Origin of the sequence: Bacteroides sp. BFG-637, assembly GCF_024793605.1 — a bacterium.
GTDB classification, from domain to species: Bacteria; Bacteroidota; Bacteroidia; order Bacteroidales; family Bacteroidaceae; genus Bacteroides; species Bacteroides vicugnae.
Genome location: NZ_JANUPD010000002.1, coordinates 5,210,262 through 5,233,235 on the forward strand (window position 1 = coordinate 5,210,262; position 22,974 = coordinate 5,233,235).

18 protein-coding genes and 2 pseudogenes are annotated in these 22,974 nt (G+C 43.0%); 11 read left to right on the forward strand and 9 right to left on the reverse strand.

Annotated elements, in window-relative coordinates; all coding sequences use genetic code 11:
• The first annotated feature begins 12 nt into the window (after positions 1-12).
• The 4 genes from thiC (at position 13) to NXX38_RS20415 (ending at position 4,293) form a co-directional block, all read left to right on the forward strand.
• Entirely contained in the window at positions 13-1,710 is a 1,698-nt protein-coding gene (gene thiC / locus NXX38_RS20400) for a phosphomethylpyrimidine synthase ThiC (RefSeq protein ID WP_195649601.1), read from the forward strand.
• A gap of 90 nt (positions 1,711-1,800) precedes the next feature.
• The gene (gene thiH, locus NXX38_RS20405; RefSeq protein WP_148366975.1) at positions 1,801-2,925 is read left to right on the forward strand and encodes a 2-iminoacetate synthase ThiH; all 1,125 of its coding nucleotides are present in this window, start codon (positions 1,801-1,803) and stop codon (positions 2,923-2,925) included.
• Positions 2,926-2,929: 4 nt separating this feature from the next.
• Positions 2,930-3,622 (forward strand): HesA/MoeB/ThiF family protein, encoded by a 693-nt coding sequence (locus tag NXX38_RS20410; RefSeq protein ID WP_148366976.1) that lies wholly within the window; start codon positions 2,930-2,932, stop codon positions 3,620-3,622.
• 62 nt (positions 3,623-3,684) lie between these two features.
• The gene (locus NXX38_RS20415) at positions 3,685-4,293 is read left to right on the forward strand and encodes a thiamine phosphate synthase (RefSeq protein ID WP_148366977.1); all 609 of its coding nucleotides are present in this window, start codon (positions 3,685-3,687) and stop codon (positions 4,291-4,293) included.
• 136 nt (positions 4,294-4,429) lie between these two features.
• Here NXX38_RS20415 and NXX38_RS20420 read toward each other — a convergent pair whose 3' ends face one another.
• The 3 genes and pseudogenes from NXX38_RS20420 to ppdK all read right to left on the reverse strand — a co-directional run bounded on the left by NXX38_RS20420 (position 4,430) and on the right by ppdK (position 8,681).
• The gene (locus NXX38_RS20420) at positions 4,430-5,002 is read right to left on the reverse strand and encodes a porin family protein (protein ID WP_148366978.1); all 573 of its coding nucleotides are present in this window, start codon (positions 5,000-5,002) and stop codon (positions 4,430-4,432) included.
• A gap of 196 nt (positions 5,003-5,198) precedes the next feature.
• Positions 5,199-5,714, reverse strand: coding sequence for an outer membrane beta-barrel protein (locus NXX38_RS20425; RefSeq protein ID WP_148366979.1), 516 nt, complete (start codon positions 5,712-5,714; stop codon positions 5,199-5,201).
• 245 nt (positions 5,715-5,959) lie between these two features.
• Positions 5,960-8,681: pseudogene (gene ppdK, locus NXX38_RS20430) on the reverse strand (pyruvate, phosphate dikinase).
• A gap of 252 nt (positions 8,682-8,933) precedes the next feature.
• Between ppdK and rlmD the strand changes: the two are divergent.
• Together rlmD and NXX38_RS20440 are read left to right on the forward strand one after the other, a co-directional pair.
• Positions 8,934-10,298, forward strand: coding sequence for a 23S rRNA (uracil(1939)-C(5))-methyltransferase RlmD (gene rlmD, locus NXX38_RS20435; protein WP_258982009.1), 1,365 nt, complete (start codon positions 8,934-8,936; stop codon positions 10,296-10,298).
• 104 nt (positions 10,299-10,402) lie between these two features.
• Positions 10,403-11,323 carry an RluA family pseudouridine synthase gene (locus NXX38_RS20440; RefSeq protein ID WP_099145921.1) on the forward strand — a complete coding sequence of 307 codons (921 nt, stop codon included), beginning with the start codon at positions 10,403-10,405 and terminating at the stop codon, positions 11,321-11,323.
• Positions 11,324-11,404: 81 nt separating this feature from the next.
• On the opposite strand, the gene NXX38_RS20445 is transcribed toward NXX38_RS20440, so the two are convergent.
• Entirely contained in the window at positions 11,405-11,803 is a 399-nt protein-coding gene (locus NXX38_RS20445; protein WP_148366982.1) for a hypothetical protein, read from the reverse strand.
• A gap of 111 nt (positions 11,804-11,914) precedes the next feature.
• Between NXX38_RS20445 and NXX38_RS20450 the strand changes: the two genes are divergently transcribed.
• From NXX38_RS20450 to NXX38_RS20470, 5 genes are all read left to right on the forward strand, one after another.
• Positions 11,915-13,555: a B12-binding domain-containing radical SAM protein gene (locus tag NXX38_RS20450; RefSeq protein WP_258980895.1), complete on the forward strand. Its 1,641-nt coding sequence runs from the start codon at positions 11,915-11,917 to the stop codon at positions 13,553-13,555.
• A gap of 114 nt (positions 13,556-13,669) precedes the next feature.
• Entirely contained in the window at positions 13,670-14,293 is a 624-nt protein-coding gene (locus tag NXX38_RS20455; RefSeq protein ID WP_217722094.1) for a DUF4858 domain-containing protein, read from the forward strand.
• Between the two features lie 265 nt (positions 14,294-14,558).
• A complete protein-coding gene (locus tag NXX38_RS20460; protein WP_258980897.1) occupies positions 14,559-15,626 on the forward strand; it encodes a hypothetical protein in 1,068 nt (355 codons plus the stop codon).
• Positions 15,627-15,930: 304 nt separating this feature from the next.
• Positions 15,931-16,785 carry a type I methionyl aminopeptidase gene (map, locus tag NXX38_RS20465; RefSeq protein ID WP_148366985.1) on the forward strand — a complete coding sequence of 285 codons (855 nt, stop codon included), beginning with the start codon at positions 15,931-15,933 and terminating at the stop codon, positions 16,783-16,785.
• Positions 16,785-18,020 (forward strand): DNA recombination protein RmuC, encoded by a 1,236-nt coding sequence (locus tag NXX38_RS20470; RefSeq protein ID WP_195649605.1) that lies wholly within the window; start codon positions 16,785-16,787, stop codon positions 18,018-18,020. Before map ends, NXX38_RS20470 begins: the two co-directional genes overlap by 1 nt.
• Before the next feature lie 124 nt (positions 18,021-18,144).
• Here NXX38_RS20470 and NXX38_RS20475 read toward each other — a convergent pair.
• The 5 genes and pseudogenes from NXX38_RS20475 to NXX38_RS20495 all read right to left on the reverse strand — a co-directional run bounded on the left by NXX38_RS20475 (position 18,145) and on the right by NXX38_RS20495 (position 22,958).
• Positions 18,145-19,322: pseudogene (locus NXX38_RS20475) on the reverse strand (sodium:proton antiporter).
• 84 nt (positions 19,323-19,406) lie between these two features.
• Positions 19,407-21,188 carry a translation elongation factor 4 gene (gene lepA / locus NXX38_RS20480; RefSeq protein WP_148366988.1) on the reverse strand — a complete coding sequence of 594 codons (1,782 nt, stop codon included), beginning with the start codon at positions 21,186-21,188 and terminating at the stop codon, positions 19,407-19,409.
• A 130-nt stretch (positions 21,189-21,318) separates the two neighbouring features.
• Positions 21,319-21,519: a winged helix-turn-helix domain-containing protein gene (locus tag NXX38_RS20485; RefSeq protein WP_004295603.1), complete on the reverse strand. Its 201-nt coding sequence runs from the start codon at positions 21,517-21,519 to the stop codon at positions 21,319-21,321.
• Between the two features lie 154 nt (positions 21,520-21,673).
• Positions 21,674-22,132 (reverse strand): C-GCAxxG-C-C family protein, encoded by a 459-nt coding sequence (locus tag NXX38_RS20490; RefSeq protein ID WP_004295601.1) that lies wholly within the window; start codon positions 22,130-22,132, stop codon positions 21,674-21,676.
• Positions 22,133-22,196: 64 nt separating this feature from the next.
• The gene (locus NXX38_RS20495) at positions 22,197-22,958 is read right to left on the reverse strand and encodes an exodeoxyribonuclease III (RefSeq protein ID WP_148366989.1); all 762 of its coding nucleotides are present in this window, start codon (positions 22,956-22,958) and stop codon (positions 22,197-22,199) included.
• Between the last annotated feature and the right edge of the window lie 16 nt (positions 22,959-22,974).

Sequence of the window (22,974 nt, forward strand, 5' to 3'; positions counted from 1 at the left end):
AACGAATAAACTATGGAACAAAAAATAAAATTTCCCCGCTCACAGAAAGTCTATTTACCCGGTAAACTTTATCCGAATATCCGTGTAGCCATGCGGAAAGTGGAACAAGTGCCCAGTGTCAGCTTTGAAGGCGAAGAAAAGATAGCAACACCCAATCCGGAGATATATGTATATGATACTAGCGGACCGTTCAGCGATGCAAATATGAGCATCGATCTTAAAAAAGGGCTGCCCCGTATGCGCGAAGAATGGATTGTGAGTCGTGGCGATGTGGAACAACTCCCTGAAATCACTTCGGAATACGGACGTATGAGAAGGGATGATAAAAGTCTCGATCACTTACGCTTCGAGCACATCGCCCTGCCCTATCGCGCTAAAAAAGGAGAGGCAATCACTCAAATGGCATATGCCAAAAGAGGGATGATCACTCCTGAAATGGAATATGTAGCGATCCGCGAAAACATGAATTGCGAGGAACTGGGAATTAACACTCATATTACTCCTGAATTTGTCCGTCAGGAGATTGCAGAGGGACGTGCCGTATTACCAGCCAATATCAACCACCCGGAGGCCGAACCGATGATTATCGGACGCAACTTCCTTGTGAAAATCAATACAAATATCGGAAATTCAGCTACTACTTCAAGCATAGATGAAGAAGTGGAGAAAGCATTGTGGAGCTGTAAATGGGGGGGAGATACTTTGATGGATCTTTCCACCGGAGAAAATATTCATGAAACACGTGAATGGATCATCCGCAATTGTCCCGTACCGGTCGGTACTGTTCCCATCTATCAGGCACTTGAAAAAGTGAACGGCATAGTAGAAGACCTCACCTGGGAAATCTACCGGGATACATTGATCGAACAATGTGAACAAGGCGTAGATTACTTCACCATCCATGCAGGTATCCGCCGCCATAATGTTCATCTTGCCGACAAGCGGTTGTGCGGTATCGTCAGCCGTGGAGGAAGTATTATGAGCAAATGGTGTCTCGTACACGATCAGGAAAGCTTCTTATACGATCACTTTGATGATATTTGTGATATTCTGGCACAATATGACGTAGCCGTTTCCTTAGGAGACGGACTTCGCCCGGGCTCCATCTATGATGCGAACGACGAAGCGCAGTTTGCCGAACTGGATACCATGGGAGAATTAGTGCTTCGTGCCTGGAACAAGAATGTTCAGGCATTTATCGAGGGACCCGGCCATGTTCCGATGCATAAAATTAAAGAGAACATGGAACGTCAGATTGAGAAATGCCATGACGCCCCATTCTATACGCTCGGCCCGTTGGTGACGGACATTGCTCCCGGATACGACCATATCACTTCTGCTATCGGTGCCGCACAAATCGGATGGCTGGGTACGGCCATGCTTTGTTATGTCACTCCGAAAGAACACCTTGCCTTACCCGACAAGGAGGACGTACGTGTAGGAGTCATTACCTACAAGATAGCCGCTCATGCCGCTGACCTGGCAAAAGGTCATCCGGGTGCACAGGTACGGGACAACGCATTGAGTAAAGCCCGTTATGAGTTCCGCTGGAAAGATCAGTTCGACCTGTCTCTCGACCCGGAACGGGCACAGACCTATTTCCGTGCAGGACATCATATCGACGGAGAATATTGTACGATGTGCGGACCGAACTTCTGTGCAATGAGACTGTCACGCGATTTAAAGAAAAGCGCTAAAACCAACAAATAATGAGTGGGGAGAAACAAAAAGTCAGCCCACTGACCGAACCTGCCCTCCCCTCATTTTAATTTTTAATTTTCAATTCTCAATTTAATAAGAATGTTCTCCGACGAATTAGAAAAAATATCCTGGGAAGAGACGACAAAAGCCATCTATTCCAAAACAGATGCCGATGTACGCCGTGCATTGGGTAAAAAAGAGCATCTGGATGTCAACGACTTTATGGCGCTGATTTCACCTGCCGCCACTCCTTATCTGGAAGTGATGGCACGCCTTAGTCAGAAATATACGATGGAACGGTTCGGTAAGACTATCTCCATGTTCGTACCGCTCTACCTGACTAATTCATGTACCAACTCCTGTGTCTATTGCGGTTTCCACATCAGCAATCCGATGAAGAGAACAATACTGACAGAGGAAGAGATTGTCAACGAATACAAAGCCATCAAACGGTTGGCTCCCTTTGAAAACCTGCTGCTTGTAACTGGTGAGAATCCTGCCGCAGCAGGCGTTCCGTACATTGCCAAGGCACTGGATTTAGCGAAGCCTTACTTCAGCAATCTGCAAATTGAAGTAATGCCTCTTAAAGCGGAGGAATACAAGGAACTGACAAATCATGGCCTGAACGGAGTGATCTGTTTTCAAGAGACTTACAACAGAGCAAATTACAAAACGTACCATCCGAGAGGCATGAAATCCAAATTCGAATGGCGTGTAAACGGCTTCGACCGTATGGGACAGGCAGGTGTACACAAAATTGGCATGGGTGTCCTGATCGGTCTGGAAGAATGGCGGACAGACGTTACGATGATGGCTTATCATCTGCGTTATCTGCAGAAGCATTACTGGAAAACAAAGTACAGCGTAAATTTCCCGCGTATGCGCCCGTCTGAAAATGGCGGATTCCAGCCGAATGTAGTCATGAACGACCGGGAACTGGCTCAACTTACATTCGCTATGCGAATCTTCGACCATGACGTAGATATCTCCTATTCCACCCGTGAGAGTGCAGAAATTCGAAATCACATGGCAACACTCGGCGTCACAACCATGAGTGCAGAGAGTAAAACAGAACCGGGAGGATATTACAGTTATCCTCAAACGCTGGAACAATTTCATGTAAGTGACGAACGGAAAGCGGTTGAAGTGGAACGTGATTTAAAGAGATTAGGCCGTGAACCGGTCTGGAAGGATTGGGACCAGTCTTTTGACTTTAAAAGATAAGCAGATGCGGTACGACAGACAAATCATACTTCCCGAAATCGGAGAAGAAGGTCAGAAGAAACTGCAGGAAGCCAAAGTGCTTATTGTAGGCGTGGGAGGGTTAGGCTCTCCCATCGCCCTTTACCTGACAGGTGCGGGTGTGGGCTGTCTCGGACTGGTAGATGATGATCTGGTAAGCATCACTAACCTGCAACGGCAAGTTCTCTATTCCGAAAAGGAATTGGGTAAACCGAAAGCCTTGTGTGCAGCCGGACGACTCTCCGCTCTCAACAGTGGGATCAGGATCTATCCCTACTCTACCCGGCTGACGAAAGATAATGCATATGATATTATTCAGAAATACGACATAGTGGTCGACGGCTGCGACAATTTTGCCACCCGCTACCTGATTAACGACATCTGCATTAAACAGGAAAAACCCTACGTATATGGAGCCATCTGTGGTTTTGAAGGACAGGTTTCTGTGTTCAATTACGGAAATCAGAAGAAAAACTACCGGGATCTTTATCCTGACGAAGAAGAAATGCAGCGGATGCCTCCTCCGCCTAAAGGTGTAATGGGAGTTACTCCTGCTATTGTCGGGAGTGTGGAAGCTACGGAAGTGTTGAAAATTATCTGTGATTTTGGTGATGTTTTAGCCGGTAAACTATGGACAATCGACCTGCGGACATTGCAATCTAACAAATTTTCACTATAAAGGTTGGTTTCTGACATAGTTAATTAGTAACTTTGCTAGACAATCCAATTTTAACGAAAGAAATGAAACTAATTGTAGTTACCACCCCTACCTTCTTTGTCGAAGAAGATAAGATAATTACCGCTCTTTTCGAAGAGGGGCTGGATGTCCTACATCTTAGGAAACCGGAGACTCCGGCTATGTATTCAGAACGGCTGCTGACTCTTATTCCGGAGAAATATCACCGCCGCATTGTCACGCATGAGCATTTTTATCTAAAAGAGGAATTCAATCTGATGGGAATCCACCTGAATGCCCGTAATCCCAAAGAGCCGCATGACTATTATGGCCATATCAGTTGTTCGTGCCATTCAGTGGAAGAGGTGAAAAACAGAAAGCATTTTTATGATTATGTTTTTATGAGTCCTATCTATGACAGTATCTCTAAAGTGAATTACTATTCAACCTATACTGCCGAAGAATTGCGCGAAGCACAAAGAGCGAAAATCATCGACTCTAAAGTAATGGCATTGGGAGGCATCAATGAAGATAATTTACTGGAGATTAAAGATTTCGGTTTTGGAGGGGCTGTCGTATTAGGAGATCTTTGGAACAAATTCGATGCCTGTCAGGATCAGAACTATTTAGCCGTAATCGAGCACTTTAAAAAGTTGAAGAAGTTATCAGATTAATGAAAAGCCGATGGTAAACTGACTGTGCATTCCCATTATACCCACAATAAAAGAAATGACTTTCTCAATCATGAACTAAAAAAGCCGCTGCAAATTGTCTTCTGCAACGGCTTTCTGTATTTTCAGTGTTTTCTTATCAGAACTTATATCCCACGATAATAGAGAAGTTCATATTTTTAGGATTGCCAACTTTTTGTACGTCAACTAAACCGAATTGACCATCCAAACCTGCAATGATCTTACCAAACTCCAATGCGACTCCCACACCAAGACCAGCATCAAAACGTTTCAAACCATCATCACCGAAAGTATTCTCTTTATGTTCCGTATTATTTCCTAAGTCAAACTTTGTCTTACCGGCAATACCACAAGCAAAATAAGGACCTGCATTAACCACCAGATTAGTATTATCTGCTACATTGAAACGCGCAGCAGCCATTACCGGCAATTCCAAATACATTGCATTAATGCTACTTCCGTCTTTCTTTGCCCCCTTGCTAGTCAGGAATAATGAAGGTTGCAGTGACCATGTATCATCAAAAGCATATTCAAAACCTCCACCAAGTTTGAATCCAACCTTTGCATTCAGGTCAAGATCACCGGTGTAATTACTAAAGTTCATACCTACTTTGGCATTCCAACCTGTAATTTGAGAGAAACCTGCCACTGAAATCAGTGCAAATAAAACAAACAAAACACTCTTCTTCATAATTTTAAAGTTTTAAATTAATACTAAGGGATTTTATTACCCCTCCCTATTTAACAATACAAATGTATAATTGTAATTCGTATTAAACAACTTTTTCGTTAACAAGTGCGTAATTTATAGAGTTTATACATAGAAAAAGGGAATTCCCTATTTTTGAGAACTCCCTTTCCTATTTGATTAAACTGTTTTCCTCTTATCAGAAAGCGTAATGGAAACCAATTGAAAGATCTTCACTGGTAAGTTCAAGACCAAAAGAATCTCCAAGCGTATTTACATTTCTACGATATCCCAAGAAACCATACTTGGCAATAAAAGAAAAGTGATCGTTCAATTTAACGGCAATACCCGGTCTAAGTCCCACTTGTCCAGCCTTGGTAGTGTCTCCATCTTTAATTTTCACGAAGCCGATAGCAGCAGTTCCGTCCAGAAACAGACGGACAGCACCGGTTTCACAATAAGACCAACGAATGTACGGAGCTACAAATACAGAGTTTGCAGTTTGTCCTGTAACATAATTGTGTGAATAGTCCAATTCAGCACCCAATGCCCATGTCTCATTAAAGTTGTATCCGATTTCCGGAGCAATTTTAAAAGAGGTAGTGTTGCCTGTACTGTTACGCCACAGATTCAAAGATCCGCCTACGTAAATGTCTTGTGCTTTTACAGCGATAGTTGCCAACATTACAACTACCAATAATAAACCCTTTTTCATCTTCTTTGTTTTTTTAAATTAAACGTTAGACCCCAATTCGGTCGATTTCTGGGGTGCAAATGTAAAGCTGTTTTTACGATTAAACAAACATTTGGTTAGTTTTTTATAATAAATACCAAATATTTATTTAACCAAGAGAACGAATGCCCAAGACAAAGCGGACAATAAAAAATAGACTGCAAATACTTTCACAAGTATTTACAGTCTATTTATCAGATAGTTAAGTACCTAACCAGCGTATTTGACTATCCTTCTATTGCAGCCTGCGCCGCCGCCAGTCTGGCAATCGGCACTCTGAACGGAGAACAACTAACGTAGTTCAAACCTACCCGGTGGCAGAACTTCACAGAAGAAGGCTCACCACCATGTTCACCACAAATACCACATTTCAGATCCGGACGGATAGCACGGCCCTTTTCTGTAGCCATACGTACCAATTGTCCCACACCATTCTGGTCGAGAACCTGGAACGGATCCACTTTTAAAATCTTCTTTTCCAGATAAACAGGAAGGAAAGAAGCTATATCATCACGAGAATAACCGAAAGTCATCTGCGTCAAGTCATTTGTACCGAATGAGAAGAACTCGGCAGAAGAAGCGATACGGTCGGCAGTCAAAGCTGCACGCGGGATTTCGATCATTGTACCAACTTTGAAGTCGATACTATCTCCCACTTCCTCAAACAACTTCTTTGCTTCCGAGCGGATTACATTTTCCTGCTCCTTGAATTCATACAGGATACCAGTCAACGGAACCATGATTTCCGGATGAGTTTCCACTCCTTCTTTCTTCAGTTCCAATGCAGCACCTAAGATGGCACGTGTCTGCATCTGTGTAATTTCAGGATAAGTATTTCCCAGACGGCAACCACGGTGACCCAACATCGGGTTATGCTCACACAGTGATTCTACACGCTGCTGGATATATTGCAAACTCACCCCCATAGTATCTGCCATTTCCTGCTGTCCTTTCAAATCGTGAGGAACGAACTCGTGCAAAGGAGGATCGAGCAAACGGACAGTTACCGGACAACCTGCCATTGCTTTAAAGATACCCTTAAAATCTTCCTGTTGGTATGGAAGAATCTTAGCCAATGCTTTCCGACGTCCTTCCGCATTTTCTGCCAGAATCATTTCACGCATTGCCTTGATCTTTTCACCCTCGAAGAACATATGCTCCGTACGGCAAAGACCGATACCTACCGCACCGAAGTTACGGGCGACTTCCGCATCATGAGGAGTATCCGCATTCGTACGTACCTGCAAACGGGTATATTTATCAGCCAATGTCATCAATTCTGCAAAGTCACCGGAAAGTTCTGCAGCTTTCGTTTCCACCTTGCCATTATATACCACACCTGTACTTCCGTTCAAAGAAATATAATCTCCTTCTTTCAAAACAACGCCGTCGATTTCTACAGTACGGTTCTTATAATCAATATTCAATGCACCCGCACCCGATACACAGCACTTACCCATGCCACGAGCCACCACAGCAGCATGAGAAGTCATACCGCCACGAGCCGTCAGAATACCTTCGGCAACTGCCATACCCGCCAAGTCTTCCGGAGAAGTCTCGATGCGAACCATCACCACGCGTTTACCGGCAGCATGCCATTCAGCAGCGTCATCGGCGAAGAATACAATCTGGCCGGTTGCGGCACCCGGAGAAGCCGGAAGACCACGAGTCAGCACTTTGGCTTTCTTCAAAGCATCTTTATCAAATACAGGATGAAGCAGTTCGTCCAGTTTATTCGGCTCCACACGCATCAAAGCAGTTTTTTCGTCAATCATGCCCTGACGGAGCAAATCCATAGCAATCTTCACCATGGCAGCACCCGTACGTTTACCGTTACGCGTCTGAAGGAACCAAAGTTTACCTTCCTGTACGGTGAACTCCATGTCCTGCATATCTTTATAGTGATTTTCCAGTTTGGTCTGAAGAGCATCCAGTTCTTTATAAATTTCCGGCATTGCCTCTTCCATGGAAGGGAACTTCGCCGCGCGAACATCTTCAGTAACGCCAGCCAACACAGCCCAACGTTGAGAACCGATTTTGGTGATCTGTTGCGGAGTACGAATACCGGCCACAACGTCTTCACCTTGCGCGTTGATCAGGTATTCACCGTTGAAAAGGTCTTCACCTGTACCGGCATCACGCGAGAAACACACACCTGTAGCCGAAGTATCACCCATATTACCGAATACCATAGCCTGTACATTGACAGCCGTCCCCCATTCATCAGGTATACTTTCCATCTTACGGTAAAGAATAGCGCGTTCATTCATCCATGAATCAAATACGGCACAGATAGCTCCCCACAGTTGTTCGTATGCACAAGTCGGGAAATCTTTTCCCGTCTGTTCCTTCACGGCAGCTTTAAATTTCTTTACGAGTTCCTGCAAGTCTTCCACTTTCAGCTCGTTATCCAGTTCCACCCCTTTCGCTTTCTTCACCTCTTCGATGATGGCTTCAAACGGGTCGATATCATCTTTATTGGTAGGCTTCCATGCCCAGAACCACATCACCGTACATCTGTACAAAACGACGATAAGAGTCCCATGCAAAGCGTGCATTACCAGTCTTACGGATAATTCCTTCTACCACTTCATCATTCAATCCCAAATTCAAAATCGTATCCATCATACCCGGCATAGATGCGCGTGCACCGGAACGTACAGACACCAACAAAGGATTTTCAATGTCACCGAATTTAGATTTCATCAACGCTTCCACATGGGCGATCGCTTTTACTACTTCATCTTTCAGCAGCTCAACCACTTTATCACGCCCTAGCGTATTATATTCCGTACAAACATCTGTAGTTATTGTGAATCCGGGAGGGACAGGAATTCCGATTAAATTCATTTCAGCAAGGTTGGCTCCCTTACCACCGAGCAAATTCTTCATGTCAGCTTTTCCTTCTGCCTGACCATTACCAAAGGTATAAACTCTTTTTTTATCCATAATATTGTGTTTAAAGTTACATTATGACTATTATCTTTTCGCAAATCTAAGGATATTTCGCAAACTTGAAAACTTTTTGCGAAAAAACTTTCTATCAAAATGCAATTTCGACATTACAATCCGGAATATTTCTATATACCCGAATTTTTTCCAAAAAAATACCTACTTTTGCAAAGTAATTATTAGACTGGTGTAAAAGTGGCAAGAAAGAAAAAAGAGCTTCCCTTATTGGAGAAGGTAACAATCATGGATGTGGCTGCCGAAGGAAAAGCCATCGCAAAAGTAAACGACCTGGTGATTTTTGTTCCCTATGTAGTGCCGGGTGATGTGGTAGACCTGCAAATCAAGCGTAAAAAGAATAAATATGCCGAAGCTGAAGCGGTGAAGTTTCACGAGCTGTCACCCAATCGCGCTGTTCCTTTCTGCCAACACTATGGCGTATGCGGTGGCTGCAAGTGGCAAGTGCTCCCCTATTCGGAGCAAATCAGGTATAAGCAAAAGCAAGTGGAAGATAATTTGAGACGTATCGGAAAGATCGAACTTCCCGAAATTTCCCCGATTCTCGGTTCTGCCAAAACGGAATTCTACAGAAACAAACTGGAGTTCACCTTTTCAAACAAACGCTGGCTGACTAATGAGGAAGTCCGTCAGGATGTGAAATATGACCAGATGAATGCGGTGGGTTTCCACATTCCGGGAGCCTTCGACAAAGTGCTGGCCATCGAGAAATGCTGGTTGCAGGATGATATATCCAACCGCATCCGGAATGCAATACGTGACTATGCTTACGGGCATGATTACTCTTTCATCAATCTGCGCACACAGGAAGGTATGCTGCGGAATATGATCGTACGCACATCCTCAACCGGGGAACTGATGGTGATCGTTATTTGTAAGATTACGGAAGAGCACGAAATGGAACTGTTCAAGCAGTTACTCCAATTCGTAGCGGACTCTTTCCCTGAAATCACGTCCCTTCTATACATTATTAATAATAAGTGCAACGACACCATCAATGATTTGGATGTGCACGTATTTAAAGGGAAAGATCATATCTTTGAAGAGATGGAAGGACTGCGTTTCAAGGTCGGTCCGAAATCATTCTATCAGACCAACTCGGAACAGGCTTATAATTTATATAAAGTAGCCCGTGACTTTGCCGGACTAACAGGAAACGAATTGGTATACGACCTCTATACAGGAACAGGAACAATCGCCAACTTCGTCTCACGCCAAGCCCGTCAGGTGATCGGTATCGAATACGTGCCGGAAGCTATTGAAGACGCAAAGGTAAATGCAGAAATCAATGATATCAAGAATGCACTGTTTTATGCCGGCGACATGAAAGATATGCTGACACAGGATTTCATCAATCAGCATGGACGTCCGGATGTAATTATCACAGACCCTCCCCGTGCCGGTATGCATCAGGATGTGGTTGACGTCATTTTGTTTGCTGAACCGAAACGGATTGTTTATGTAAGCTGCAACCCTGCCACTCAAGCACGGGATCTGCAGTTGCTTGATGAGAAGTATAAAGTGAAAGCCGTCCAACCGGTAGATATGTTCCCTCACACTCACCATGTAGAAAATGTTGTGTTACTGGAACTTCGATAAAAAGTTCACCGCAGATTACCCAGGTTAACACAGATTTTTATTATTGATTATTATAATGTGTGTAATCTGTGGTGAAAAATAAAATCTCAAAAGAAGAAAAAGAAATGAAAAAAAGACCCAGAAGAACTCCTGCTGAAAAAGCACGCGCTCAATATACAAATTATGCAGTGAAAGAACCTATGGAACTAATGGAGTTCCTCGCTGCCAAGATGCCGGACGCAAGTCGCACCAAATTGAAATCGTTGCTAAGCAAGCGGGTGGTGTTTGTTGATAATGTGATAACCACGCAATTCAACTTCCCGTTGGAACCGGGCATGAAGGTACAAATCAGCAAAGAGAAAGGAAAGAAGGAATTTAATAACAGACTGCTGAAAATCGTGTATGAAGATGCCTATATCATTGTTGTCGAAAAGATGCAGGGACTTTTATCAGTCAATACGGAACGCCAGAAAGAGCGCACGGCCTACACGATACTCAATGAATATGTGCAACGCTCCGGACGTCAATTCCGTGTGTTTATCGTTCATCGCCTGGACAGGGACACTTCCGGTCTGATGATGTTTGCCAAAGACGAAAAAACACAGCGGACCCTGCGCGACAACTGGCATGATATAGTGACCGACCGCCGATATGTAGCTGTAGTGGAAGGTAATATGGAGAAAGATTATGATACAGTCGTTTCCTGGCTGACTGATAAAACGCTTTATGTAAGTTCCAGCGAGTATGATGACGGCGGCTCAAAATCTATAACCCACTACAGGACAATCAAACGTGCCAACGGATATTCCCTGTTGGAGCTCGATCTGGAAACCGGCCGGAAGAACCAGATTCGTGTGCATATGCAGGATTTAGGTCATCCCATTATCGGTGACGGAAGATATGGAAGAGAAGATTCCCCCAATCCTATCGGACGTCTGGCACTCCATGCTTTCAAACTTTGTTTCTATCATCCGGTAACGGGAGATTTGATGGAGTTCGAGACGCCTTATCCGGCAGAGTTCAAGAAGCTATTTTTGAAAAAATAAAACTACACTCAAAAAAAAGAAAAGGAGTTAGATCAATTAATTTTGATTTAACTCCTTTTTCTATTAAAATCAGATCTTATTCTATTGCATTTGCAACTCAATATAATCAATATATCCTCCATCAAGATACAGGTCACCTTGCAAATAACGCCCTCTGACACGAACGCCCCTTATCTCACGTAAAGCAAAATCACGTCCATAATCAAGGTACAATGTGCCATAATCAACCCACCACCGGAAAGGCAAATCACCTGCAGATTTACCATTATAATCATAAACCTGATAGTCTATTCCCAGCCCATTATTATCCAAGCGAATACCACTTTCTATCGGATTATAATCAGAACCGAACCACAAATCACCCACCCAGGTGCGTCCCATCAAATCGTCATAAATATCTTCATCGTCTTCACACGAAGTAAAGCCAACCAATAAAGTCAGCATCATCAAGATACCTGCATATCTTTTTATCATTTTCATAATTCTCTAGTTTATTGCGTTTATTAATACAAAATTAGCATTTTATATTTACTATACATCACAAGCCACAAGTTTTTTGTACCTTTGCAAAGATAATATTAAATTTTCCACATGAAACTTCTTTGGCTTGATTTAAATAGTTCGTACGCACACTCCTCATTGGCACTCCCTGCACTCCATGCTCAAATAGCAGACGATACCACTATTGAATGGTGCGTAGTCTCCGCCACTATCAATGAAAATACGGGCAGTGTCGTCAATCAAATCTACCGTCATCAACCGGACATCATCGCAGCTACCAACTGGCTATTTAATCACGAGCAACTCCTACACATCGTTTCACGCGCAAAAGCATTACTACCCCACTGTTGTGTCATACTCGGAGGCCCCGAATTTTTAGGAGATAATGAAGCTTTCTTATATAAGAACAAATTTGTAAGCGGAGTGTTTCGCGGAGAAGGCGAAGAAGTATTTCCTTTATGGTTAAAAGTGTGGAATCAGCCAAGAAAAGAATGGAAATCAATCACAGGACTCTGTTATCTGGACGAATCGGGAGGATATCATGACAACGGACTCGCCCGCGTTATGAAGTTTTCCGAATTGGTTCCCCCCGAAAAGAGCCGTTTCTTCAACTGGAGCAAACCTTTTGTACAGTTAGAAACCACCCGCGGATGTTTTAACACCTGTGCCTTTTGTGTCAGTGGAGGTGAAAAGCCAGTTCGCACCCTATCTCTTGAAGCAACCCGGAAACGTCTCGACGTAATACACCAACACGGAATCAAGAACGTGAGGGTACTGGACCGCACGTTCAATTACAACAACAAACGGGCAAAAGAATTACTAAATCTATTCCGCGAATACCCGGATATCTGTTTCCATCTGGAAATTCATCCCGCACTCCTTTCCGATGAACTCAAACAGGAATTAGCCACCCTCCCTAAAGGACTGCTGCATCTGGAAGCCGGAATCCAAAGCCTACGGGAAAACGTGCTTGAACAAAGCCGGAGAATAGGAAAACTTTCCGACGCTCTGGCCGGACTTAAATATCTATGTTCACTTAAAAACATGGAAACTCATGCCGACTTGATAGCAGGACTCCCACTCTACCATCTATCAGAGATTTTCGATGATGTCCGTACTTTAGCAGAGTATGGCGCAGGAGAAATTCAACTGGAATCCCTCAAATTACTTCCGGGCACCGAAATGAAAAGAAGAGCGGACGAGTTAGGCATACAGTACTCCCCACTCCCTCCATACGAAGTTCTTCAAACTCGTGAAATCACCGTAGATGAACTACAGACAGCACATTATCTGTCCCGCCTGTTAGACGGTTTCTATAATACTCCCACTTGGCGAAGCATCACACGGATACTCATTCTGGAAAACCCTCATTTTATACATGAGTTACTCGACCATTTAGTTCAAACTGATGTCATTGACACCCCTCTTAGTCTGGAAAAAAGAGGATTAATCCTCTATGATTTCTGCAAGAATCATTATCCCGACTACCTGGCACAAGTCAGCATGGCATGGATAGAAGCGGGTATGTCATTAAAAAAGGCTCCGGCAGAAAAAGTAAGGACCAAAAGACAGCTACCACCTGAAAGCTGGGAAATAGAATATGGAGCATATCGCGAGAATCTACGATTATGTTTCCTTCCCACCGATGAAGAAGGACATGGTTACTGGTTTGGTTTTGAATCGGAGATTCAGAAGATACAACCGGTTTTCAAAGCTAAAAAACTATCATAAATAAAAGAGAAGTATTCCCATATTATGTGAAATAATTACTATTCATTGATCGTTTAGAGCAGCATTTCCTGTTTTCCATCGTCCATACAATAAACTCTACTAGCACAACACAGTATGGACATTCGAAAATATCAATTGAATATTCTTTGTTTATTATTGTTCCCCTTATCCGCAGCAGGACAAGAATGGAACCAACAAGATTCATTGAAACTTCAGCAAATGCTGGAATCCGATCAGGAGATCAACATAAATAGAAAGTTCATCGAAAAAGTAGAGCAAAACATGTACTCTCGAAAACCATTTGTAGATTTTGATCCCACACTACCCACTTTAAAATCTTCCACAATCTTTTCGAAACCTTCTATTCACACATACAAGATGTTCCGAAAGCCAGGTTCCACCTTTTTACCCACTTATTCCTGGCTAAGAATAAACAAGAATCTTATTCTGCATAGTAAAAGCGACTTTGCGGAAAATCCCAATCATTTTCATATCCAAAGCCAAATGGAATATAAATTGTCCTCCAAATGGTCTCTCGACATATATGGTTCACAAAACCTCGATACCCGAAGATATCGCGGGCTCCCCTCCGAAGTGGAACCAACCAAATTTGGAAGTAATGTCATTTTCAAAATAAATAAAAACTGGAAAATCAAAACAGGGATGCAATACCAATATAATGCTATACGAAAAAGATGGGAATGGATACCTCAAGTTAGCGTTTCATACGAATGGTAAAAACCTATGATATCCACGATTTCCCGTAACTGGGAGAATCCCACTTTCTATTCTACTATTGACCAGTTGCGTACATTTAAAGTACGTTGATTGATGCTAATAGCGCATATTCTGCAACTTTAGTGTTGTTTTGAACCCTTTAAATATGTTGCTCAAAATCGGAAAAATGAAATATCATAGATTGTGATAAAAAAAGTTGAAAGGTATTGGGATATGTCGAAAAATATATATAAATTCGTATAGTATTCACATAAACACTTATGATATGAAACATTTAACCTTTATGTGTTTTCTGTTGTGTCTTTTCGCTTGTAGCAGTGAAGACATTGTAAGTACCGTTGAGGAATCTGCAAAGCCGGCTAATGAATTGACTGCACAAACTGTTAATTTACTTGATAGCCTTGAAATTATGGAATATATTGATAGCATTATTAGTTCTTTTCCAAAGACTAGAGATCATGTAACAGGATATCTTTTAAAAGATGGATGGGACTATCAACTAACAGAAGAGCAGATAGAGCTTATTAGAAACAGCTTGCCGCGTCCACTTTTTACCCAAGAAAAAGTTCAGTTACAAAAAGCATTTACTTGTGTTGATTATACTAATACGGTTGTTTGGAACAACTGGTCTGGACTGTACAATTGTTATGCATATTCGATGGGGATTTATTCGTGGATAGAGTTCTATAACTGGGACGATTTATATCTCGGATATGGCAATGCGAGAGCAAAGTATCATCCTTATTATGATTATAGCGATAGTGACTTTGGAACAGAAAAAAAATATCCGGTAATTTGGAGTCAGGGGCCCACTCCTTTACATGCAAGTTTATGTGATTTTAAACATAGTAACTCCCAGCGCTCTAAGATGGGGCAAACGTGGCTGTTATGGCATAGTAGTCAGGGAGATATTAACGCTGAAGAAATCAGGAAAATGCATGAGGCTACTCAAGAAAATATAACTATTTCACGGAGTGAACTGGCCATAATCTCCCAAAAGGCACGTGCAATTAGTAAGAGGTCAATGTTTGAATCTTTGTTTAATGAATGGAAAGAAGCATGGACATGGTCTTTTAGTAGTAATACAGCTACTACAAGACAATTGCCCCAATATGCAGAATTAAAGGCTATGGGAAGGGAAATTATACCATTATTGATCGAGAAGATGGCGACAGAAGAAGATAACTTTTTTGCGATAAGATTGTATGAAGATCTTCAAGATGACCAGAATCAGAAAATACGATATGCGAATGAGGATCCTCATCAATTTGAAGGGTTACAACAAACTACGAAGAAGACTATAAAGAAGTGGTTAGAGGCTAATTCTAATTAAGATTATCTAAGGGACAATCGATTGTCGGACTTTTAATTAAGAATATAGATTTGTACTTTTGACCGGTGTAAATGATCGATGACACAAATAAATACACTATCTTTGTGAACGTTAATCCCCGCAGTTCTGTCTGGTCTATTCATAATGAAGAGTTTTAAGTTACAACCTCAATATACGAATCAGTGTGCTTAGAGCGCGAATATTAGACGGGGAATTGTGCCGAAGGGCTTGACTTTTTATCACAACTGGCCTAAAAATCAGAGATTTTATCTAAATTTGTCATACGATTAAATATGCTATCATAATGAAGAACTTTATCAAGGGATTCCGGTTTACTCCCTCTAATTATCCGGCTGAAGTAGAAGCAAAAATACAGAAATACAGAAAGCAAGGTTACAAACTCCCACCGCGCAAAGTACTCCGTACTCCCGAACAACTGGAAGGCATCCGGGAAAGTGCCAAAATCAATACTGCACTGCTGGACTATATTTCGGAAAATATCCGGGAAGGCATGTCCACCGAAGAAATTGATGTGCTCGTATATGATTTTACTACCAGTCATGGTGCTATCCCTGCCCCACTCAACTACGAAGGATTTCCCAAAAGCGTCTGCACCAGCATCAACGATGTAGTGTGCCACGGAATACCCAATAAAAATGAGATTCTGAAAAGCGGAGATATTATCAATGTGGATGTTTCCACCATTTACAAAGGGTATTTCTCCGATGCATCCCGTATGTTTATGATCGGTGACGTCAGCCCTGAAATGCAAAAGTTGGTACAGGTAACCAAAGAATGTATGGAAATAGGCATTGCCGCCGCCCAACCTTGGAAACAGCTGGGTGATGTAGGCGCTGCCATTCAGGAACATGCCGAAAAGAACGGATTCAGCGTAGTCCGTGATCTCTGCGGACATGGCGTAGGAATGCAATTCCACGAAGAACCGGACGTAGAACATTTCGGACGCCGGGGTACGGGCATGATGATTGTGCCGGGCATGACCTTCACCATCGAACCTATGATTAATATGGGAACCTATGAAGTATTCATAGACGAAGCCGACGGATGGACTGTCTGCACCGACGACGGACTGCCTTCCGCCCAATGGGAAAATATGATTCTGATAACGGAAACCGGAAACGAAATTCTGACATATTGATGGAACTGATTCTACTTATTGTTATTGCCGTGTTAGTGATAGTCCTACTTGTATTATCACTAACCAAAGGCAACAATCAAACTCAAGCAGAACAATTACAAATAGCCTTGCGCCAGCAAATGCAGGAAAACCGGGAAGAACTGAACCGCAGCATCCGGGAACTTCGCATGGAAATGACGCAAACGCTGAACCAGAATATGCAACAGCTCCAAGATGTTCTGCACAAGAATATGATGACTACCGGAGAACTGCAACGACAGAAATTCGACATGATGGCCCGCCAGCAGGAAGCATTGCTGAAATCCACCGAAAAACGTCTCGACGATATGCGTTTGATGGTAGAGGAAAAGTTACAAAAAACACTTAACGAACGTATCGGTCAATCATTCGAAATCGTCCGTTCGCAACTTGAAAACGTACAAAAAGGACTGGGAGAAATGAAATCTCTCGCCCAAGATGTCGGTGGGCTGAAAAAGGTATTGAGCAACGTAAAGATGAGAGGCACGTTCGGCGAAGTCCAACTGGGTGCACTCTTAGAACAAATGATGAGCCCCGAACAGTACGACGCCAATGTCAAAACGAAAAAGAGCGGAACCGAATTTGTGGAGTTTGCCATCAAACTTCCGGGAAAAGATGACGCCAACAGCACCGTCTACCTCCCCATCGACGCCAAATTCCCCAAAGATGTATACGAACAATACTACGACGCATTCGAAGCGGGAGACACAGCATTGATGGAATCGTGCGGCAAGCAATTGGAAAATACAATCAAAAAGATGGCAAAAGACATCCATGATAAATATGTAGACCCGCCGTTTACCACAGACTTTGCCATTATGTTCCTGCCGTTTGAAAGCATATATGCCGAAGTAATCCGTCGTACCAGTCTCATCGAAACACTCCAAAAGGAGTATAAGATTGTAGTTACGGGACCGACAACATTAGGCGCCATTCTCAACAGTCTTCAGATGGGATTCCGCACGCTTGCTATCCAAAAACGTACCGGAGAAGTCTGGACCGTATTGGGAGCTGTCAAAACAGAATTCAGTAAATTCGGAGGGTTGCTTGAAAAAGTACAAAAGAACCTGCAAAGCGCCGGTGACCAACTCGAAGAAGTCATGGGAAAACGAACACGTGCCATCGAACGCAAACTGCGGCAAGTGGAACAGTTGCCGCATGAAGAAAGCCAAAAGATTCTCCCCATTGACGTAGAGGACGATTCGACAGATTACTAACTGATATTATTCAGGCACAGATTACACGGATTACGCTGTTTCTTTATGCAATCGTATTTCTAAAAACCGTGAAATCCGTGTAATCCGTGCCTAAAAAAATACTCCACAACATTTCCATATCACGTCAATCCGCATAACTCCGCAAAGCCAGATTCTTCACCCAAAGAACGAAGATACCCGTCAGAATCAGATTCAATACCAGAGTAAGCACTGAAATAACCAATGCAGGGCCACCCAAGTTATATCCCAATGCAATGAAAATGATTCCGGCCCCTACCTCGCCACGGGTAAACATACCGATGGAAAGAGCCAGCCGCTCACTTAATTTCCGGTCACGATAGAAGAACATCGGACAAAGCTTTCCTATATTCGACAATAAAGAGACAATCACCACATGAAACAGAATCATTCCCCACGACATCATCTCCTGCGAACCGGTTACGGAATAAGAACCTGCATGAGTCTCCGCAAAGTTCACTCCAATAAAATGCGGCATGCTCATTCCCACCAGAAACATGAAGAAAATGAAATTCCGGTAGACACCTTTCGTTCCACCGGTGTATCATGTTCCTTATGTTTCATGATCATACCCAAAACAAATGCCGGCAACAGTACTTCAATATGAATACTTCCCTCGTCCCCATACAATTCTTTACTCCCCAGATATAGTATTTGAGTAGCCAGAAATATAATCACTGAATAAAAGAGGATAGCCTTCCAGTCCTGACGCCAATCATACTTATTCAATCTTTGCCAGCCGATCGACAATAACAAGAATACAATCACCACCACAATAATCAACTGCCAGCGCAGTCCGATCATCATAATCTGAAGAGGAATCATCAAAAGAATCGTATCCAAATCATCGAAAATTGCCAATACCTGTATTTTCTTATAAATCCAACTGGACTTCAGTCCGATAGCCGCCAACATTGTAAACAGAATACCGGCCGATGTAGGTGCGGCAAAACGGCTTAGCAGCAAATTCTCCTTCCATGCTTCCCAACTATTCCAGAAATCAGGCGGAAGCAAAATAAACACATAATAAATAGCAATCATAAACCACGGTAAAGCAGCTGTCGCCATTGCAATAAAATAATCTTGAGCGTAACTTTTCCACCTCGTTTTATCAAGGACAAACTCACGGCCTACATTAATCATTATAAAACTAAGGCATACATAGAGCAGTACATTCGATATGGATTTAACAGCTCCATACCCATCCCCTGCCATCAACGGCAGGAATTGCGAAACGATGAGCCCCAACATCAGGAAGCCCGAAAAAGACAGAACTTTTCTCATATTTATAGTTGTTTGTGTATTAAAAACTAACCGCAAGTCAATTTGTTCAGAACATATCTCTGAAAAATTGCTTGCGGCAGTATTTTAATCTAGTTTCAGTACGGCGAGGAAGGCTTTTTGCGGCACCTCCACGTTACCGATTTGTTTCATTCGTTTCTTACCTTTTTTCTGCTTCTCAAGCAGTTTACGTTTACGGCTCACGTCACCCCCGTAACACTTCGCTGTCACATCCTTACGGACCGCCTTAATGGTTTCACGCGAAATAATCTTCGCTCCGATAGCCGCCTGAATGGCAATATCAAACTGCTGGCGCGGAATGAGCTCTTTCAGCTTCTCACACATCCGTCGTCCCATATCGTAAGCATTGTCAATATGTGTCAAAGTAGAAAGTGCATCCACAGGCTCACCGTTCAGCAAGATATCCAGCTTCACCAGTTTGGAAGTACGGAAACCATTCGGATGATAATCAAACGACGCATACCCTTTGGAAATACTCTTCAACTTATCGTAGAAATCGATCACAATCTCTCCCAAAGGCATATTGTAATAGATTTCCACACGATTACCGGAGATATATTCCTGTTTAATCAATTCACCACGTTTACCCAGGCAAAGCGTCATAATAGGACCGATATAATCGGTGGTTGTAATAATAGATGCTTTGATATACGGTTCCTCGATATGGTCAATCATCGTCGGGTCGGGCATACCACCGGGGTTGTGCACCTCCTTCATATTACCTTGCTTGTCATAGATATGGTAGGACACGTTCGGCACCGTAGTAATCACATTCATGTCAAACTCACGATCCAGACGCTCCTGCACAATCTCCATATGGAGCAATCCGAGGAAACCGCAACGGAAACCAAAACCCAAAGCCAGCGAAGACTCCGGCTGGAAAGTCAACGACGCATCATTCAGCTGCAACTTTTCCAAAGACGCGCGAAGATCTTCGAAATCCTCCGCCTCAATCGGATAAACCCCGGCAAACACCATCGGCTTCACTTCCTCAAAACCGGCAATAGCCTTGTCACACGGACGGGCAATATGCGTAATGGTATCTCCCACCTTCACCTCTTTAGAAGTCTTGATACCGGAAATAATATATCCCACATCCCCCGTACGAAGTTCGTTGCGAGGTACCATATCCATTTTCAGCACTCCCACTTCATCGGCATCATACTCTTTTCCCGTATTGAAGAATTTCACCTTATCCCCCTTGCGAATCATACCGTTTTCAATCTTGAAATAAGCAATAATTCCACGGAAAGAGTTGAATACAGAGTCGAAAATCAAAGCTTGCAACGGAGCCTCTTCATCTCCTTCCGGATGAGGAATACGCTCGATCACGGCCGCCAGTATTTCTTCCACTCCCATACCCGTTTTGCCGGATGCACGGATCACTTCCTCCCGCTTGCAGCCCAGCAATTCAATGATCTCGTCCTCCACTTCTTCGGGATTGGCACTCGCCATATCGCATTTATTAATCACCGGAATAATCTCAAGGTCGTGCTCAATTGCCATGTACAGATTCGAGATAGTCTGTGCCTGCACTCCCTGCGAAGCATCGACAATCAGCAACGCACCTTCACACGCAGCAATAGAGCGCGACACCTCATACGAAAAGTCCACATGTCCCGGAGTGTCAATCAGGTTAAGGATATACTTCTCCCCCTGATAAGTATATTCCATCTGGATTGCATGGCTCTTGATAGTGATCCCCCTTTCTTTCTCCAGATCCATATTATCAAGCATCTGCCCCGAAGTCACCTGAATAGTGTGTGTAAACTCCAACAAACGGTCGGCCAAAGTCGATTTCCCGTGGTCAATATGAGCAATAATGCAAAAGTTGCGTATATTCTTCATTCTGAATTCTTATTATTTTTAGCTTTTTGGTGTGCAAAGATACGTAAATGGCGGAATAAAAAAAAATGCGTTGATAACATTATGACCATGTACCAACGCATTTTTTTTATTGCTTAAGTGAGTTACTCGCTTAGATCAATTTGATGAAGAGTTCACCTTCAACTTCTTCCACAGAGACTTTGTCTTCTCTCAATAACCAGCCAAGGCCGAGGAACAGATCTTTGTCAACCAATTTAGTTGCTTTTTTAAGCTGCTTGGCAGTCATTCCTTCTGTTTCGTTCAGTGCATTCCAGATAGTACCTGCAATTACACCAGCTTTTTCTTTCAACATTTGCTTTGCAATTTTAGTTAGACATGCTTAAAATCATCCGGTCCAAAAGACTTTCAGATTTTATTTCGGAGGCAAAGATAGTTATTTTTATGTTATATAACACTTTATTGAGCACTTTTTTACCGTTTTTGTAATAAAAAAGCATTTTAGAACCTCATTTAGGATGCTTTTCGAGATATTCCGACCAAATTCTTGCCGCTTCTTCCACCATTTTAGCACAGGGACGCTTGCTATAATATTGAGCAGTACGCTCTTCCGGAATGGTTGAAACGGGATCTTTTTTCTTTAATCCCAACAATTCGCCACAAATCAGCGAACCGTTACGCTTCTTAAATTCAGCCGCCAGTTCTTGCACTACCGCATAATTGGCAGCTTTTCCTTCCCGGTCTGTCGCTTCCGTAGCGCCGGTTTCCAAGCCCGCCACCAAAAACATGCCGCAGGCAGCTCCACACGTTTCGCGCATTCGTCCTATTCCCCCGCCAAAGGAAGCACCCATACGTAACGCCTGTTCCTGTGTAAATCCATACATATCTGCAAAGGCCGCTACCACCGACTGCGAACAGTTATATCCGCTCTTAAAAAGCTCCACTGCTTTCTGTATTCTATCTTCCATAAACTATTTTGCATTTTTATTTCGCACAAAAATATAAGACACCCGTAAATTGAGTATTACTATCCTATAATATTTCCAATGCCATCGGACAATGGTCGGAATGTACGGCCTCATTCAGGATATACGCCCGTTTCAACAGCGGGCGTACCGGCTCACTGACCATACAATAGTCAATTCTCCAACCTTTATTCTTGGCACGCGAATTAAAACGATAGCTCCACCAAGTATATTCCTGTTTTTCGGGACAAAGCGTACGGAAAGAATCCACATACCCTGCAGACAGGAAACGTGTCATCCACTCCCGTTCTTCAGGAAGGAAGCCACTGTTTGTCGCATTCCGGACAGGATCATGAATATCAATCGGTTCGTGGCAAATATTATAATCACCACAAAGAATCAAATTGGGACGGGACTTCTGCAACTCCGTCACATACTTCTGAAAATCTTCCAGCCACACCATTTTGAAAGCCTGACGTTCGTCCCCGCTCGTTCCCGAAGGGTGGTAAACACTGACTACCGATAAATCTCCAAAGTCCGCCCGTATAAAACGTCCTTCATTATCATAAGCCTCCATTCCCATCCCATATTCCACATGGTCCGGTTCCTGCTTGGTAAGTATGGCCACTCCACTGTATCCTTTCTTCTGTGCCGAATACAAATAAGACTTGTAACCCAACGCTTCAAACACCTCTCCCGGATATTGGTCCGGTTGCAGTTTCGTCTCTTGCAGACAAAGAATATCAGGATTCTCCTGCGCCAACCACTCCGGCAAGCCTTTAGATACGGCAGCACGCAGTCCGTTCACATTATAAGTAATAATCTTCATCGATCTATATTTATTG

What these genes read in the sequence shown, in the direction of transcription:
- thiC (WP_195649601.1), top strand. Translation starts at nt 13, where the DNA reads ATGGAACAAAAAATAAAATTTCCCCGCTCACAGAAAGTCTATTTACCC.
- thiH (WP_148366975.1), top strand. Translation starts at nt 1,801, where the DNA reads ATGTTCTCCGACGAATTAGAAAAAATATCCTGGGAAGAGACGACAAAA.
- NXX38_RS20410 (WP_148366976.1), top strand. Translation starts at nt 2,930, where the DNA reads ATGCGGTACGACAGACAAATCATACTTCCCGAAATCGGAGAAGAAGGT.
- NXX38_RS20415 (WP_148366977.1), top strand. Translation starts at nt 3,685, where the DNA reads ATGAAACTAATTGTAGTTACCACCCCTACCTTCTTTGTCGAAGAAGAT.
- NXX38_RS20420 (WP_148366978.1), bottom strand. Translation starts at nt 5,002, where the DNA reads ATGAAGAAGAGTGTTTTGTTTGTTTTATTTGCACTGATTTCAGTGGCA.
- NXX38_RS20425 (WP_148366979.1), bottom strand. Translation starts at nt 5,714, where the DNA reads ATGAAAAAGGGTTTATTATTGGTAGTTGTAATGTTGGCAACTATCGCT.
- NXX38_RS20440 (WP_099145921.1), top strand. Translation starts at nt 10,403, where the DNA reads ATGAAAAAAAGACCCAGAAGAACTCCTGCTGAAAAAGCACGCGCTCAA.
- NXX38_RS20445 (WP_148366982.1), bottom strand. Translation starts at nt 11,803, where the DNA reads ATGAAAATGATAAAAAGATATGCAGGTATCTTGATGATGCTGACTTTA.
- NXX38_RS20450 (WP_258980895.1), top strand. Translation starts at nt 11,915, where the DNA reads ATGAAACTTCTTTGGCTTGATTTAAATAGTTCGTACGCACACTCCTCA.
- NXX38_RS20455 (WP_217722094.1), top strand. Translation starts at nt 13,670, where the DNA reads ATGGACATTCGAAAATATCAATTGAATATTCTTTGTTTATTATTGTTC.
- NXX38_RS20460 (WP_258980897.1), top strand. Translation starts at nt 14,559, where the DNA reads ATGAAACATTTAACCTTTATGTGTTTTCTGTTGTGTCTTTTCGCTTGT.
- map (WP_148366985.1), top strand. Translation starts at nt 15,931, where the DNA reads ATGAAGAACTTTATCAAGGGATTCCGGTTTACTCCCTCTAATTATCCG.
- NXX38_RS20470 (WP_195649605.1), top strand. Translation starts at nt 16,785, where the DNA reads ATGGAACTGATTCTACTTATTGTTATTGCCGTGTTAGTGATAGTCCTA.
- lepA (WP_148366988.1), bottom strand. Translation starts at nt 21,188, where the DNA reads ATGAAGAATATACGCAACTTTTGCATTATTGCTCATATTGACCACGGG.
- NXX38_RS20485 (WP_004295603.1), bottom strand. Translation starts at nt 21,519, where the DNA reads ATGTTGAAAGAAAAAGCTGGTGTAATTGCAGGTACTATCTGGAATGCA.
- NXX38_RS20490 (WP_004295601.1), bottom strand. Translation starts at nt 22,132, where the DNA reads ATGGAAGATAGAATACAGAAAGCAGTGGAGCTTTTTAAGAGCGGATAT.
- NXX38_RS20495 (WP_148366989.1), bottom strand. Translation starts at nt 22,958, where the DNA reads ATGAAGATTATTACTTATAATGTGAACGGACTGCGTGCTGCCGTATCT.